The organism is Pseudomonas sp. JDS28PS106 (genome assembly GCF_036706555.1).
Lineage (GTDB): Bacteria > Pseudomonadota > Gammaproteobacteria > Pseudomonadales > Pseudomonadaceae > Aquipseudomonas.
This window is the reverse complement of sequence record NZ_JBAJGT010000005.1, coordinates 146,039-160,063: the sequence shown is the minus strand read 5'-3', so window position 1 is coordinate 160,063 and position 14,025 is coordinate 146,039. Positions and strand designations below refer to the sequence as shown.

The 14,025-nt window shown below is 60.2% G+C and carries 15 protein-coding genes and 1 other RNA gene; 11 read left to right on the top strand and 5 right to left on the bottom strand.

Annotated features, from left to right (window positions below):
- Entirely contained in the window at positions 1-1,350 is a 1,350-nt protein-coding gene (locus TRP66_RS10040) for a tryptophan--tRNA ligase (protein WP_333401477.1), read from the top strand.
- A gap of 61 nt (positions 1,351-1,411) precedes the next feature.
- Complete coding sequence (zapE, locus tag TRP66_RS10035) at positions 1,412-2,506, top strand: cell division protein ZapE (RefSeq protein ID WP_333401476.1); 1,095 nt, start codon at positions 1,412-1,414, stop codon at positions 2,504-2,506.
- Between the two features lie 78 nt (positions 2,507-2,584).
- On the opposite strand, the gene TRP66_RS10030 is transcribed toward zapE, so the two are convergent.
- Positions 2,585-3,505: a GlxA family transcriptional regulator gene (locus TRP66_RS10030; RefSeq protein ID WP_333401754.1), complete on the bottom strand. Its 921-nt coding sequence runs from the start codon at positions 3,503-3,505 to the stop codon at positions 2,585-2,587.
- A gap of 394 nt (positions 3,506-3,899) precedes the next feature.
- Between TRP66_RS10030 and rplM the strand changes: the two genes are divergently transcribed.
- The 7 genes from rplM to TRP66_RS09995 all read left to right on the top strand — a co-directional run bounded on the left by rplM (position 3,900) and on the right by TRP66_RS09995 (position 8,842).
- Positions 3,900-4,328, top strand: coding sequence for a 50S ribosomal protein L13 (rplM, locus tag TRP66_RS10025; protein WP_025261754.1), 429 nt, complete (start codon positions 3,900-3,902; stop codon positions 4,326-4,328).
- A gap of 14 nt (positions 4,329-4,342) precedes the next feature.
- A complete protein-coding gene (gene rpsI, locus TRP66_RS10020) occupies positions 4,343-4,735 on the top strand; it encodes a 30S ribosomal protein S9 (RefSeq protein ID WP_025261753.1) in 393 nt (130 codons plus the stop codon).
- Between the two features lie 251 nt (positions 4,736-4,986).
- The gene (gene petA / locus TRP66_RS10015) at positions 4,987-5,580 is read left to right on the top strand and encodes a ubiquinol-cytochrome c reductase iron-sulfur subunit (RefSeq protein WP_333401475.1); all 594 of its coding nucleotides are present in this window, start codon (positions 4,987-4,989) and stop codon (positions 5,578-5,580) included.
- The gene (locus TRP66_RS10010; RefSeq protein ID WP_333401474.1) at positions 5,580-6,791 is read left to right on the top strand and encodes a cytochrome b; all 1,212 of its coding nucleotides are present in this window, start codon (positions 5,580-5,582) and stop codon (positions 6,789-6,791) included. Before petA ends, TRP66_RS10010 begins: the two co-directional genes overlap by 1 nt.
- Complete coding sequence (locus tag TRP66_RS10005) at positions 6,791-7,570, top strand: cytochrome c1 (RefSeq protein WP_333401473.1); 780 nt, start codon at positions 6,791-6,793, stop codon at positions 7,568-7,570. Before TRP66_RS10010 ends, TRP66_RS10005 begins: the two co-directional genes overlap by 1 nt.
- A gap of 223 nt (positions 7,571-7,793) precedes the next feature.
- Entirely contained in the window at positions 7,794-8,411 is a 618-nt protein-coding gene (locus TRP66_RS10000) for a glutathione S-transferase N-terminal domain-containing protein (protein WP_333401472.1), read from the top strand.
- A gap of 17 nt (positions 8,412-8,428) precedes the next feature.
- On the top strand, positions 8,429-8,842 hold the full coding sequence (locus TRP66_RS09995; protein WP_333401471.1) for a ClpXP protease specificity-enhancing factor: 414 nt from the start codon (positions 8,429-8,431) through the stop codon (positions 8,840-8,842).
- 51 nt (positions 8,843-8,893) lie between these two features.
- Here the strand turns inward: TRP66_RS09995 and TRP66_RS09990 are convergent, their stop codons facing one another.
- The 4 genes from TRP66_RS09990 to TRP66_RS09975 all read right to left on the bottom strand — a co-directional run bounded on the left by TRP66_RS09990 (position 8,894) and on the right by TRP66_RS09975 (position 12,410).
- Positions 8,894-9,472 (bottom strand): BON domain-containing protein, encoded by a 579-nt coding sequence (locus TRP66_RS09990; RefSeq protein ID WP_333401470.1) that lies wholly within the window; start codon positions 9,470-9,472, stop codon positions 8,894-8,896.
- Positions 9,469-10,062: a phosphoheptose isomerase gene (locus TRP66_RS09985; protein ID WP_333401469.1), complete on the bottom strand. Its 594-nt coding sequence runs from the start codon at positions 10,060-10,062 to the stop codon at positions 9,469-9,471. The genes TRP66_RS09990 and TRP66_RS09985 overlap by 4 nt, the downstream gene beginning before the upstream one ends.
- Before the next feature lie 162 nt (positions 10,063-10,224).
- The gene (locus TRP66_RS09980; RefSeq protein WP_333401468.1) at positions 10,225-10,599 is read right to left on the bottom strand and encodes a YraN family protein; all 375 of its coding nucleotides are present in this window, start codon (positions 10,597-10,599) and stop codon (positions 10,225-10,227) included.
- Positions 10,596-12,410, bottom strand: a complete 1,815-nt coding sequence (locus TRP66_RS09975; RefSeq protein ID WP_333401467.1) for a penicillin-binding protein activator — start codon at positions 12,408-12,410, stop codon at positions 10,596-10,598. The genes TRP66_RS09980 and TRP66_RS09975 overlap by 4 nt, the downstream gene beginning before the upstream one ends.
- A 282-nt stretch (positions 12,411-12,692) precedes the next feature.
- Between TRP66_RS09975 and rsmI the strand changes: the two genes are divergently transcribed.
- Together rsmI and rnpB are read left to right on the top strand one after the other, a co-directional pair.
- Entirely contained in the window at positions 12,693-13,565 is an 873-nt protein-coding gene (gene rsmI, locus TRP66_RS09970) for a 16S rRNA (cytidine(1402)-2'-O)-methyltransferase (RefSeq protein ID WP_333401466.1), read from the top strand.
- Between the two features lie 83 nt (positions 13,566-13,648).
- Positions 13,649-14,005, top strand: an RNA gene (rnpB, locus tag TRP66_RS09965) — RNase P RNA component class A.
- The last annotated feature ends 20 nt before the right edge of the window (positions 14,006-14,025 follow it).

Genomic DNA, 14,025 nt, shown 5'->3' with positions numbered 1-14,025 from the left:
ATGACCACTCGTATTCTGACCGGTATCACCACCACCGGCACGCCTCACCTGGGCAACTATGCCGGCGCCATTCGCCCGGCCGTCGTCGCCAGCCGTCAGCCTGGAGTGGACTCGTTCTACTTTCTGGCCGACTACCACGCCCTGATCAAATGCGATGACCCGCTGCGCATCCAGCGCTCGCGTCTGGAAATCGCCGCCACCTGGCTGGCCGCCGGGCTGGATGCGGAGCGCGTAACCTTCTATCGCCAGTCCGACATTCCCGAGATTCCCGAACTTACCTGGCTGCTGACCTGTGTGGCGGGCAAGGGCCTGCTGAACCGGGCGCATGCCTACAAGGCATCCGTCGACAAGAACGTCGAGGCCGGCGAAGACCCCGACGCGGGCGTCACCATGGGCCTGTACAGCTACCCCGTGCTGATGGCCGCCGACATTCTGATGTTCAACGCTCACAAGGTTCCGGTCGGGCGCGATCAGATCCAGCACGTCGAGATGGCGCGCGATATCGGCCAGCGCTTCAACCATCTGTTCGGCAACGGCAAAGAGTTCTTCGTCATGCCCGAGGCGCTGATCGAGGAAAGCGTCGCCACCTTGCCGGGGCTCGACGGGCGCAAGATGTCCAAGAGCTACGACAACACCATTCCTCTGTTCAGTAACGCCAAGGACATGAAGGACGCCATCGCCCGTATCGTCACCGACTCACGGGCGCCCGGCGAGGCCAAGGATCCGGACAACTCCCACCTGTTCACGCTTTATCAGGCATTCGCCACGCCGGAGCAGAGCGCCGGCTTCCGCGACGAACTGTTGCAGGGTCTGGGCTGGGGCGAGGCCAAGAGCCGTCTGTTCAACCTGCTCGATGGCGAGCTGGGCGAGGCGCGCGAAACCTACAACGCCCTGATCCAGCGTCCCGCGGATCTGGAAGACATTCTGCTGACAGGTGCTCAGAAGGCACGTCGCGCCGCTACGCCGTTTCTGGAAGAGCTGCGTGAAGCGGTCGGTCTTCGCTCGTTCCGCAACGTGGTCCAGGCGGCCGAATCGGGCAAGAAAAAAGCAGTCAAGGGCGCGCGCTTCGTCAGCTTCCGCGAGGACGATGGCAGCTTCCGTTTCCGCCTGCTGGCGGCGGACGGCGAGCAACTGCTGCTGTCCCGCTCCTTTGCTGATGGCAAGGCAGCCGGCGCGGTCAGCAAGCAGTTGCAGCAGGGCGGTGAACTGGACGTGCGCACCGAGTCCGACCGTTTCACCCTTTGGGTCGATGACGCCTGCGTGGCCGACAGTCCGGTGTTCGCCGATGTGGTTGCGCGCGACGTCGCGATCCAGACGCTCAAGGCGGCGCTTGCTCCTCAACAGGACTGATTGCCATTACCTGAGGCCGTCGCTACAGTGACGGCCCGTTTTTGTTGCTTTGCTAACGAATATGACGCCCTTAGAACGATATCAAGCTGATCTGAAACGTCCGGACTTCTTTCACGATGCCGCGCAGGAAAACGCTGTGCGTCATCTGCAACGCCTGTATGACGATCTGGTAGCGGCGAGCGACAGCAAGCCGGGCCTGTTCGGCAAGCTGTTCGGCAAGAAAGAACCGACCCTGGTCAAGGGATTGTATTTCTGGGGCGGCGTCGGCCGTGGCAAGACCTACCTGGTCGATACATTCTTCGATGCGCTGCCGTTCGAGCAGAAAGTGCGTACGCACTTCCACCGCTTCATGAAGCGTGTGCACGAAGAGATGAAGACCCTCAAGGGCGAAAAGAACCCGCTGACCATCATCGCCAAACGGTTTTCCGATGAGGCGCGGGTGATCTGCTTCGACGAGTTCTTCGTCTCCGACATCACCGATGCGATGATCCTCGGCACCTTGATGGAGGAGCTGTTCAAGAACGGGGTGACCCTGGTCGCGACGTCCAACATCGTGCCGGACGGCCTGTACAAGGACGGCCTGCAGCGGGCGCGTTTCCTGCCGGCCATTGCACTGATCAAGCAGAACACCGACATTGTCAACGTCGACAGCGGCGTGGACTATCGCTTGCGTCATCTGGAACAGGCGGAACTGTTCCATTTCCCGCTCAACGAAGCGGCGCAGGAGAGCATGCGCAAGAGTTTCAAGGCGTTGACGCCCGAGTGCGCCAAGACCATCGAAAACGATGTGCTGATCATCGAGAACCGGGAAATCCGCGCGCTGCGAACCTGCGACGACGTGGCCTGGTTCGATTTCCGCGAGCTCTGCGACGGCCCGCGCAGCCAGAACGACTACATCGAACTGGGCAAGATCTTTCACGCCGTGCTGCTCAGTGGCGTGGAGCAGATGAACGTCGCTACCGACGACATCGCTCGCCGTTTCATCAACATGGTCGACGAGTTCTACGACCGCAACGTCAAGCTGATCATTTCCGCCGAAGTGGAGCTCAAGGACTTGTACACGGGCGGCCGCCTGATGTTCGAATTCCAGCGCACCCTGAGCCGTCTCCTGGAAATGCAGTCCCACGAGTTCCTGGCGCGGGCGCACAAGCCCTGACCATGATATCCACCGTAGGAGCGCGCTTGCCCGCGACTAAGATGTGTCGCGGGCAAGCGCGCTCCTGCGACGGGTGTCTCATGCCGCCTGCTGAAACTGCTGCCGGTACTGGTTCGGCGACAGGGTGGTGTGCTGGCGAAACAGCCGGGCGAAGAAGCTGGCATCGTCGTAACCCACCTCGTAACTGATGGTCTTGATGCTCTTGCGCGTGCCGGATAACAGGCCCTTGGCGGTTTCGATCCGCAGCCGTTGCAGGTAGTGCAGCGGCTTGTCGCCCGTCGCGGTCTGGAAGCGGCGCATGAAGTTGCGAATGCTCATGCCGTGCTCCCGGGCCACGTCCTCGAAGCGGAACTTGTCCGCGAAATGATCTTCGAGCCAGTGCTGAATCTGCAAGATGATCACGTCCTGATGCAGCTTCTGACCGCCAAAGCCGATTCTCCCTGGCGAGTAGTTGCGCCGTACCTCATAGAGAATGTCGCGGGCCACAGCCTGGGCGACGCTGGCTCCGCAAAAGCGCTCGATCAGGTAAATGTACAGATCGCAGGCCGATGTAGTGCCGCCGGCGCAGTACAGGTTTTCTGCGTCGGTCAGATGTTTCTCCTGGTTCAAAAGGACGTTCGGATAGCGTTCGGCGAATGCATTGAAGAAGCGCCAGTAGGTAGTGGCTTCCTTGCCGTCCAGCAGACCTGCCTCGGCCAGCCAGAACACCCCGGTTGCCTCGGCGCACAGCACCGCGCCGTTGGCATGCTGCTCGCGAAGCCAGGGAACGATCTGCGGATAGCGCTGGCATAGCCCGTCGAAATCATCCCAGAAGGCCGGAATCACGATGATGTCCGAGGCGCCCAGTTCGCCGTCGACGGGCAGGGTGACAGCGCTGAAACTGCCGACCGGGCCTCCGTCCGGGCTGACCAGTCGGGTCTCGAAGGCCGGCACCAGGCCGTGCCCCAGCTGTTTGCTGTAACGCAGGCTGGCGAGGTGGAAGAAGTCCTTGGCCTGCATGAGGGTCGAGGCGAACACATTGTCGGTCGCCAGAATGTTTACACGCCGCAGGGGCGCGGAGGGTTGATTGAGCATGTTCTTTATTCTTATAGGGTTTATTGGTCAGGCAACGGCTGGATCGTCTTATGTTTCGCCAGGGCTGTCCAGCCTCCTTCTGATGACAAAGCATGAAGTCGGCGATTCGGGGTTGAGGATATCTCCCGAGCCTGTATAATCCGCCAGCTCTTTGCAGTGGAAGTGATGCGCCGTCTGCCGAAGAATCTTGCCGTATAACGGACGCGCTGACCCGAGCCCCCGATAGCGTCTGTTTCCGGCTGCCTTTGACTTGTCAAAGTACGCACTATTCAGTAAGATCCGCCGTCTCATTTTCAGGCGGCCCCTGAGGCTATAAAGAATGAAAACTTTTACTGCTAAACCGGAAACAGTTAAGCGCGACTGGTTCGTCGTCGACGCTGCTGGTCAGACCCTGGGTCGTCTGGCCACCGAAATCGCGAGCCGTCTGCGTGGCAAGCACAAGCCGGAATACACTCCTCACGTCGATACTGGCGATTACATCGTCGTTATCAACGCCGAGCAGATCCGTGTGACTGGTGCCAAAGCTTCCGACAAGATTTACTACTCTCACTCCGGTTTTCCGGGCGGGATCAAATCGATCAACTTCGAAAAGCTGATCGACAAAGCTCCTGAGCGCGTGATCGAGACCGCGGTCAAAGGCATGCTGCCTAAGAACCCGCTGGGTCGCGACATGTATCGTAAGCTGAAAGTCTATGCGGGCGCTGTACACCCTCATACTGCTCAGCAGCCCCAAGAACTGAAGTTTTAACGGAATAGTTCACTATGTCGGCGACTCAAAATTACGGCACTGGCCGTCGCAAGACCGCAACCGCACGCGTTTTCCTGCGTCCGGGCACTGGTAACATCTCGATCAACAACCGTTCTCTGGACGTTTTCTTCGGCCGTGAAACTGCCCGCATGGTAGTTCGTCAGCCGCTGGAACTGACCGAAACCGTTGAGAAGTTCGACATCTACGTCACCGTTATCGGTGGCGGCGTAAGTGGTCAGGCTGGCGCAATCCGCCACGGCATCACTCGCGCTCTGATGCAGTACGACGAGACTCTGCGCAGCGCGCTGCGTAAAGCGGGCTACGTCACTCGTGACGCCCGTGAAGTTGAACGTAAGAAAGTCGGTCTGCGTAAAGCGCGTAAGCGTCCGCAGTACTCGAAGCGTTAATTCGCTCTTCGTTCCAGAAGAACGCCCATCTCCTCCGGAGCTGGGCGTTTTTTTATGCCTGTAAATTATGTGTGACAACGTGACTCACGGCTGGAAGCCCCGGTTTACAAGCTTTCCTACTTTTCGTGAGGTCTTATGACCTTGTTCGGAGAAGGGTTTTTCAATTACCATCCGGCGAAATTTATAACAGCTAGATTGTTAGTAGCAGACGCCTGTTCGAACAGGCCACTTAGCGGATGGGAGAGGGCGGAATGAGCAATGACGGCGTGAATGCAGGCCGGCGTCGCTTTCTGGTGGCAACCACTTCGATAGTGGGCGCTGCGGGAGCGGTGGGGGCGGCGGTCCCGTTCGTGGGGTCCTGGTTTCCCAGTGCCAAGGCCAAGGCGGCCGGGGCGCCGGTCAAGGTCAATATCAGCAAGATCGAAGCCGGGCAGCAGATGGTGGCTGAGTGGCGCGGCCAGCCGGTGTTCATCGTTCGTCGTACCCAGGAAATTCTGGACAACCTCGGCAAGGTCACGGTACAGCTTGCCGATCCCGAATCCAAAGCCTCCGTTCAGCCCGATTACGTAGATCCGGCGCTGCGCTCGATCAAGCCGGAGATCCTGCTGCTGGTGGGCATCTGCACCCACCTCGGCTGCTCGCCGACCTTCCGTCCTGAAGTTGCGCCCGCCGACCTTGGCAAGGACTGGGTCGGCGGCTATTTCTGTCCATGTCACGGCTCTCATTACGACCTGGCCGGCCGGGTCTACAAGGCACAGCCCGCGCCTCTGAATCTGCCAGTGCCGCCGCATTCCTACGAGTCGGACAGTGTCATCGTCATTGGTGTCGATCAGGAGGGTGCGTGATGAGCAAGTTCATGGATTGGGTAGACGCCCGCTTCCCCGCCAGCAAAATGTGGGAAGACCACCTCAGCAAATATTACGCGCCTCGCAACTTCAATTTCCTCTACTACTTCGGCTCCCTGGCCCTGCTGGTACTGGTCAATCAGATATTGACCGGGGTGTGGTTGACCATGAGTTATACGCCGACAGCGGAAGAGGCCTTCGCATCGGTGGAATACATCATGCGTGACGTGGAGTACGGTTCGATTCTGCGCCTGCTGCATTCGACAGGTGCCTCGGCGTTCTTCATTGTGGTTTACATGCACATGTTCCGGGGGTTGCTGTACGGCTCGTACCAGAAGCCGCGGGAACTCGTCTGGGTATTCGGCATGTTGATCTACCTGGCACTGATGGCCGAGGCGTTCATGGGGTATCTGCTGCCATGGGGGCAGATGTCCTATTGGGGCGCGCAGGTGATCATCTCGCTGTTCGGTGCGATTCCGGTGATAGGCGACGACCTTACCCAGTGGATTCGCGGCGACTATCTGATCTCCGGCATTACGCTCAACCGGTTCTTCGCCTTGCATGTCGTGGCATTGCCGATCGTGATTCTCGGACTGGTGGTCCTGCATATCCTGGCACTGCACGAGGTGGGGTCGAACAATCCCGACGGTATCGATATCAAGAAGCGCAAGGACGAGAACGGCAAGCCGCTGGACGGTATCCCGTTTCATCCCTATTACACCGTCAAGGACATTGTCGGCGTCGCGGTCTTCCTGTTCGTGTTCTGCACCATCGTGTTCTTCTTTCCGGAGATGGGCGGTTACTTCCTGGAAAAACCGAACTTCGAAGCGGCCAACGCGTTCAAGACGCCTGAACATATTGCTCCGGTCTGGTACTTCACTCCGTTCTACGCAATCCTGCGGGCCATCCCGGACAAGCTCATGGGGGTCATGGCGATGGGTGCCGCCATCGCGGTGCTGTTCGTGCTGCCGTGGCTGGATCGTAGCCCGGTCAGGTCCATGCGCTACAAAGGCTGGATCAGCAAGATCTGGTTGCTGGTGTTCTGCATCGCATTCGTCACGCTGGGCGTGCTGGGTGTCCTGGCACCCACGCCGGGGCGCACTCTGCTGTCCCAGGTCTGCACCTTCCTCTACTTCTCCTACTTCATTCTGATGCCGTTCTATACCCGGCTGGAGAAGACCAAACCGGTTCCAGACAGGGTGACTGGCTGATGAAAAAGTTACTGGTTGTATGGCTTCTCGCAGTCCTGCCGGTCTTCGCTTTCTCAGCCGAACACGGGACTGAGCTGGAAAGTGTGGACATCGACGTCGCGGACAAGGCCGCCATGCAGGATGGGGCGCGGACCTTCGTCAACTATTGCATGGGCTGTCACAGCGCAAAATACCAGCGCTACGAGCGGGTGGCGGATGATCTGGAAATCCCCCATGAGCTGATGCTGGAAAAGCTGGTGTTCTCCGGCGCCAAGATCGGTGACCACATGAACATCGGGATGCAGTCGAGCGATGCCAAGACCTGGTTTGGCGCCGCGCCGCCGGATCTGACCCTGGTGGCGAGGGTGCGTGGCACCGACTGGCTCTACGGCTATCTGCGCTCGTTCTATGAGGACCCCGCCCGTCCTTGGGGGGTCAATAACAAGGTCTTCCCGAACGTGGGCATGCCCAACGTCCTGGTCGGGTTGCAAGGGCGCCAGGTGGTCGGCTGCAAGCAGGTGCAGGTGGTCGAGGATGGAAAGAAACAGTACGACCCGCTGACCGGCGCGCCACTGACTCACGAGGCGTGCGATCAACTGACCATCGTGCCGGGCACTGGCAGCCTCAACGAGGAACAATTCGATGAGAAGATCAAGAATCTGGTGACCTTTCTCGCCTATTCCGCCAATCCGGTTAAACTGCAGCACCAGCGAATCGGTACTTACGTGCTGTTGTATCTGGCAGTCTTCTTCATATTCGCTTATCTGCTCAAGCGTGAATACTGGAAGGACGTGCACTGAACGACCAGCACAGCCGTTCGACAAGCGCTCCAGCGACGTTTCGATGAGCACCCATACGCAGTGCGGATAGAATAGCGGCGCAAGATTGCACATTTATATCGCGTAAATGAGCTATCTTGTCGCCCGCGACGAATGCCTGCCTGATTTATGGGTGATCGAAAGCGCCACTGGGGCGCTTTTTGTCTGTGTGTTCGATAAATTTCAACAAGCGAGGAGGATCGCCATGGGCGTGACCAACCGGTTGGCCTGTTACTCCGACCCCGCCGACCACTATTCCCACCGCGTGCGCCTTGTGCTCGCCGAGAAAGGTGTCAGCGCCGAGATCATCGACGTGGCCGCAGGGCGACAACCCGCTCCGCTCATGGAGGTGAACCCCTATGGCAGCGTGCCGACCCTGGTCGATCGCGACCTGGCGTTGTACGAGTCCACCGTGGTCATGGAATATCTGGATGAGCGTTATCCGCATCCGCCGCTGATGCCGGTCTATCCGGTGGCCCGGGGCAATACCCGGCTGCTGATGCACCGCATCCAGCGCGACTGGTGTGGTCAGGTGGATCTGATTCTGGATTCGCGCACCACTCAGGCTGCCCGTGAGCAGGCGCGCAAGGAATTGCGCGAAAGCCTCACCGGGGTTTCTCCGCTGTTCGCGGACAAACCTTTTTTCCTGAGTGACGAGCAAAGTCTCGTCGATTGCTGTCTACTGCCCATACTCTGGCGTTTGCCGGTTCTGGGTATTGAATTGCCGCGGTCCGCCAAGCCGCTGCTCGATTACATGGAGCGCCACTTTGCGCGTGAAGCCTTTCAGCTGAGTCTGTCTGCCGCTGAACGTGAAATGCGCTAAGGCTTGAGGAGCCGTTGATGAACTCCAGTCGCCCTTATCTGGTTCGTGCCCTTTATGAGTGGATCGTCGATAACGATTGCACTCCGCATGTACTGGTAAATGCCGAATACCCATCCGTGCAGGTCCCTCAAGGATTCGCCAATGATGGGCAGATTGTCCTGAACGTTTCGCCAAGCGCCGTGCGCCATCTGCACATGGACAACGAAGCGGTCAGTTTCGAAGGCCGCTTCGGCGGCGTCCCGCACTCGTTGTACGTGCCCGTGCCCGCCATCCTGGGCATCTACGCCCGTGAGAACGGCCAGGGAATGGTCTTCGATCTCGAAGCGCCCATGGGCGAGGACGAGGAGATCGAATTCGAAGATGAAGTTCCGCCACCGGACAGCGAGCCACCGCGCCCCAGCGGGCGGCCCAGCCTGAAAGTGGTGAAATGAAAAAAAAGGCGATCCGGTTGGATCGCCTTTTTTAATGCCTGCCTTTCCGGATCAGTCGATGTACTCGAACAGCTTCACGATCTTCTGTACGCCCGACACGCCTTGCACCAGGCTGGTCGCCCGATTGGCTTCATCCTGAGTGACCAGGCCCAGCAGGAAAACGATGCCGTTCTCGGTGACAACCTTGATGCGCGATCCTGGAATGGAATTGTCGGCCAGCATCTGCGTCTTGATCTTGGTGGTCAGCCAGGCGTCGTTGTTACGCGCCAGCAGGGATGACGGCGCCATCACCTGAAGCTCGTTGTTGACCTTCTTGACCCGTTGCACGGAGCTGGCGGCCTGCTCGGCCATGGCCTTGAGATCGGCGCGAGGCGTCTGGCCTGCCAGCAATACGATGCCGTTGTAGCTAGTGACAACGATGTGTGAGCCTTCGGCCAGATCAGCATGCGCCTTGGAAATATTCACCGCGGCCTTGGTCTCGATCAGCGAATCGTCGATCTTGCTGCCGAAGGTCCGTGTACCACGGTCGTCTTCGATCGGCTTGTCACGCGTTGCCGTCAGTACCGAGCTGCAGCCGCTGAAACCCAGGCACAGGGTCAGGACGACCAGACTGAGACGATTGAGGGTCATTCTTCACTCCCGAACAGTTGGCTGTCGATCAGATCGCAAAGGCAATGGATCGCCAGCAGATGAACTTCTTGTATGCGTGCGGTGACATTGGCCGGCACGCGGATTTCCACGTCCTCGGGCAGCAGCAGCGAGGCCATGCCTCCGCCGTCGCGTCCCGTCAAAGCTACGACAATCATTTCGCGATCATGTGCGGCCTGGATCGCCTGAATGATGTTCGCCGAATTACCGCTGGTAGAAATCGCCAGCAGTACATCGCCCGGCTGGCCCAGGGCGCGGATCTGTTTGGAAAACACCTCGTTGTAGCTGTAATCGTTGGCGATCGAAGTGATGGTCGAGGTGTCGGTGGTCAGGGCGATGGCCGGCAGGCTCGGGCGCTCACGCTCGAAGCGATTGAGCATTTCCGACGAGAAGTGCTGGGCGTCCCCGGCAGAACCGCCGTTGCCGCAAGCCAGCATCTTTCCTTCATTGAGCAAGGCATTGACCATGACCTGGCTGGCCTGCTCGATAAAGGGCGCAAGGACTTCCATCGCCTGCTGCTTGGTGTCGATGCTGGCCTGGAAGAGCCGGCGGATTCGGGATTGCATGTCCATCAATGTGACCTTAATGAGAGCGTACAGCGGCTGGTCGGGACGTCCGTTTTGCGGACACTGCCCGGCGCTCGGATGGCGCGGCCTGCCTTGAACAAATAGCTGAATCGGGTGTGGAGGGCGTCGCCTGGGTGCTGGCTGTGCCTGGGGCATCGCTGGCATGACTCAACTGTCGAAAGCGTTCTTGATCCAGTTCAGTGGAGCGGTGTCGCGCGGGTTTCCCTCGAGCGCGATCACGTCGAAACGACAGGGGTGCCCGGCCCATTGTGATTCCTGCTGTAAAAACGACTGAGCGGCCATGACCAGCCGCTCCTGCTTGCGAAAATCGACGCTTTCCATCGCGCTACCCCAGCCGGACTGCCGTCGGTAGCGAACTTCGACGAATACTACTGTATCGCCCTCAAGCATGACTAGATCGAGTTCACCGCGTCTGCACGACCAGTTCTGCGTAATCAGCTGCAGACCTTGCCGTTGCAGGTGCTGCAGGGCACAGGCTTCCGCCTCGCGCCCTGCCTGCTGGCGGGTGCCGGTCTGCCTCAAGGCGCGGTGTCGGGCAGGCGCTGGATCTGGCCGTTGACGAACTCGGCCCAGGGCAACTGGCGCTCCACGCGACGGCTCGGGCTCATGCTCAGGCTGCCGGACAGACCTTCGATGCGGCTTTCCGGCAGCGCCTTGAGCTGAGTCAGGCGAGGCGCCAGACGGAAGGCATCGATGCCCATCGCGTACAGGCGGCCCAGCGTGCCCGAGGCCTGCGGCCACTGCGCAGTGACCTGCTGACGCAGCGGGTCGTTGGCGTCCAGCAGCCATGGGGTTTCGCAGAAACGCACGCCGTTCAGGTCCATGTACTGAGCGCGGTCGTTGCTGTTGGTGAACAGGTGCGAGGTCGCGTAGACAGGCACGTCGCCCGCGTACTGGAAGACCATGGTCGGTTTGATCTGTTGCGCCTGCTGCGGGGTCGCGGCCAGGAACATGAAGTCGATGTCCTGACGGCGCGCCGGCTGCGCGGCAACCTGGCTGCCGACAGTGCTCTGCACCCGCTGGGCACGGCCTTCGCTCTTGCGCAGCTGGAACAGGTCGGCCACCTGCTGGGCGAGCTCGACCGGCTGGTCGACGTGTTCGGCGGCGATCAGGGTACCGCCCTTGGCCTGCCAGCTCTGGCGGAAGGCCTCCAGGACGCGGTCGCCCCATTCGCCTTTCGGCACCATGGCGACCGCGCTGCGCTTGCCATCGGCCCAGGCACGACGCGCCACTTCACGGGCTTCGTCTTCGGCGGCCAGGCCGAACTGGAACAGTTGCGCCGGGCCTTCGCTGCCGGCATCGCTGTAGTTGAGCGCAAGCGTGGTGATCGGCAGCTGTTCGCGGCTACTCAGCTGTTTGACCAGATTCTTTTCCAGCGGACCGACTACCAGCTGTACGCCGGCAGCCTTGGCCTGATTGTAGAACTCGTCCATCGAAGTCAGGCGCGAACTGTCGAACACTTGGATCGCGGGCGGATTCTGGCCGGCCTGTTGAGCCTGGAAGTGCGCGGCCATGAAGCCTTCGCGCAGAGCCTTGGCGACGGACGCCAACTGGCCTTCCTGCGGCAGGAGCAGGGCGATTTTGGTCAGCGGCTCGCTGGTCAGAGCGCGCAGCTGAGCCAGGGTAGTGGGCAGCTGCAGGGCTGCCGGATGCTGCGGATGCTGCGCTTTCCATGAGTCGATCGCGGCCTGCTGCTGTTCCAGCGTGCCGGCGCCTTTGATCGAGCGTGCCAGATTCAGCCATCCGCCCATGTCGTCATTGGCCGTGCTTTGCAGTTGATCAGCCGGCAATGCCGCGACCAGTGCCCAGATGGCATCGTTGTTCGCCAGCGCATCTGGGCCTTGCAGCAAGGGGCCGGCGTAAACGCGTTCGCTCACGGCGGCCAGCGTCTGGCCATCGGCCTCCAGCGCACGAGCTTTGACCGTATGGGTGCGTACTTGCTGTTCGACGGACAGTTCGCCCAGGCGTTGCATGCTCGGATGATTCAAGGCGGTCAGTGCGGCCTTGGGCTGATTGCGGCCCAGCGCCAGCTCGGCGGAGAGCGTGCTGGCGAACACTTGTAGCCCCGGCTTGAGCTGATCGATCTGAACCTGACCCAGAATCTGCGCGGCACGGCCTGCATCGTTCTGCCGGTTGGCCAGATCCGCCGCGCTCAGGCGCAATGTGGCGGCCTCCTCGGGAGTCTTGGCGGCCGCGGCCTGATCCAGCAGTTGCTCGATGCTGGCGTTGGGAGTGCGAGGCAGTTCGCCAAGACTGGAGGAGGGCGAGCTGGCGCAGGCTGCAAGCAAGGCAGCGAGGCAGAGGGCAGAGAACAGCCGCAGGCAAGCGATCATGTGTGTGTTCCTGATACTCAAGCAAATTAGCGGGGAATTGTACCCAAGCACTGGCCAGGGCGCGACTTCGAAGGTGTTCTTAAACTGTGATGCAAATGGTGCCGCCGGCTTATCGAGCGCCCGGCGACACCGGGTCTTGCGGGAACGACCACGACGGGAATTGAAGCATGCCTGTCGTTCCTTTTTATGACTTCGCTCTCGGTCCGGGCCGTTTGTCGTGCCCGCAGTCTGTACAATGCCGTCTTTTGAGACATCAGAATCCACGAACATGAGGTCTGCGCTTTGACTGCCCCGGTTGCTTCGAATTCCACTCCCGGCTCGCTTTATGTGGTGGCGACGCCTATCGGCAACCTGGACGACATGAGCGTGCGTGCCTTGAAAGTGTTGCGCGAGGTCGCGCTGATCGCTGCGGAAGACACCCGGCATTCGGCGCGCCTGATGCAGCATTTCGGGATCGGGACGCCATTGGCCGCCTGTCATGAGCATAACGAACGTGATGAAGGCAGCCGTTTCATCACGAGGCTGCTGGCGGGCGACGACATTGCACTGATTTCCGATGCCGGTACGCCGTTGATCTCCGATCCCGGCTACCACCTGGTGCGCCAGGCGCGCGCCGCGGGTATTCAGGTCATTCCCGTGCCGGGTGCCTGCGCGCTGATTGCGGCCCTTTCGGCGGCCGGGTTGCCCTCGGACCGTTTCATGTTCGAAGGCTTTCTGCCGGCGCGGTCCGCTGGTCGAAAAGCGAAGCTCGAAGCGGTCAAGGAAGAGCCGCGAACCCTGATCTTCTATGAAGCGCCCCATCGCATTCTCGAATGTCTGCAGGACATGGAGCAGGTTTTCGGCGCCGAGCGGCCGGCGCTGCTGGCTCGCGAGCTGACCAAGACTTTCGAAACACTCAAGGGCCTGCCCCTGGGAGAGCTGCGCGCCTTCGTCGAGGCTGACAGCAATCAGCAGCGGGGCGAGTGCGTGGTGCTGGTCGCAGGCTGGACTGCCCCTGAAAACGAGGACGTGGTCGGCGCCGAAGCTCGCCGGATTCTGGATCTGCTGCTCGAGGAGATGCCCGTCAAACGTGCCGCCGCGGTTGCCGCGCAGATTACCGGCGTGCGCAAGAACCTGCTGTATCAGGTCGCGCTCGACCGGCAGAACGGGGAATAAGCTGTAAATTCAATGACTCACGTCGTGTCATACGGCTATTAAAGCTTGTTCTCGAGGGCGTGTACCGCTAACCTTGGCGGCGGAGAGTCGATTGGGCAGTCGCTGCCTTGTGTTGCTTGCAACATGGGGGGGAGGAAAGTCCGGGCTCCATAGGGCGGAGTGCCAGGTAACGCCTGGGAGGCGCGAGCCTACGGAAAGTGCCACAGAAAATAACCGCCTAAGCACTTCGGTGCCGGTAAGGGTGAAAAGGTGCGGTAAGAGCGCACCGCACGTCTGGCAACAGTTCGTGGCTAGGTAAACCCCACTCGGAGCAAGACCAAATAGGGTTCCAAGGCGTGGCCCGCGCTGGAACCGGGTAGGTTGCTAAAGACGTCCAGCGATGGCCGTCGTAGAGGAATGACTGTCCTCGACAGAACCCGGCTTATAGATCGACTCTCCTCCTTATTCTCTCTCCTGCTAT

Bases quoted from the DNA above. Each gene is read 5' to 3' on its own strand.
- TRP66_RS10040 (WP_333401477.1), top strand. From the start codon at position 1: ATGACCACTCGTATTCTGACCGGTATCACCACCACCGGCACGCCTCAC.
- zapE (WP_333401476.1), top strand. From the start codon at position 1,412: ATGACGCCCTTAGAACGATATCAAGCTGATCTGAAACGTCCGGACTTC.
- TRP66_RS10030 (WP_333401754.1), bottom strand. From the start codon at position 3,505: ATGCAGGCCAAGGACTTCTTCCACCTCGCCAGCCTGCGTTACAGCAAA.
- rplM (WP_025261754.1), top strand. From the start codon at position 3,900: ATGAAAACTTTTACTGCTAAACCGGAAACAGTTAAGCGCGACTGGTTC.
- rpsI (WP_025261753.1), top strand. From the start codon at position 4,343: ATGTCGGCGACTCAAAATTACGGCACTGGCCGTCGCAAGACCGCAACC.
- petA (WP_333401475.1), top strand. From the start codon at position 4,987: ATGAGCAATGACGGCGTGAATGCAGGCCGGCGTCGCTTTCTGGTGGCA.
- TRP66_RS10010 (WP_333401474.1), top strand. From the start codon at position 5,580: ATGAGCAAGTTCATGGATTGGGTAGACGCCCGCTTCCCCGCCAGCAAA.
- TRP66_RS10005 (WP_333401473.1), top strand. From the start codon at position 6,791: ATGAAAAAGTTACTGGTTGTATGGCTTCTCGCAGTCCTGCCGGTCTTC.
- TRP66_RS10000 (WP_333401472.1), top strand. From the start codon at position 7,794: ATGGGCGTGACCAACCGGTTGGCCTGTTACTCCGACCCCGCCGACCAC.
- TRP66_RS09995 (WP_333401471.1), top strand. From the start codon at position 8,429: ATGAACTCCAGTCGCCCTTATCTGGTTCGTGCCCTTTATGAGTGGATC.
- TRP66_RS09990 (WP_333401470.1), bottom strand. From the start codon at position 9,472: ATGACCCTCAATCGTCTCAGTCTGGTCGTCCTGACCCTGTGCCTGGGT.
- TRP66_RS09985 (WP_333401469.1), bottom strand. From the start codon at position 10,062: ATGGACATGCAATCCCGAATCCGCCGGCTCTTCCAGGCCAGCATCGAC.
- TRP66_RS09975 (WP_333401467.1), bottom strand. From the start codon at position 12,410: ATGATCGCTTGCCTGCGGCTGTTCTCTGCCCTCTGCCTCGCTGCCTTG.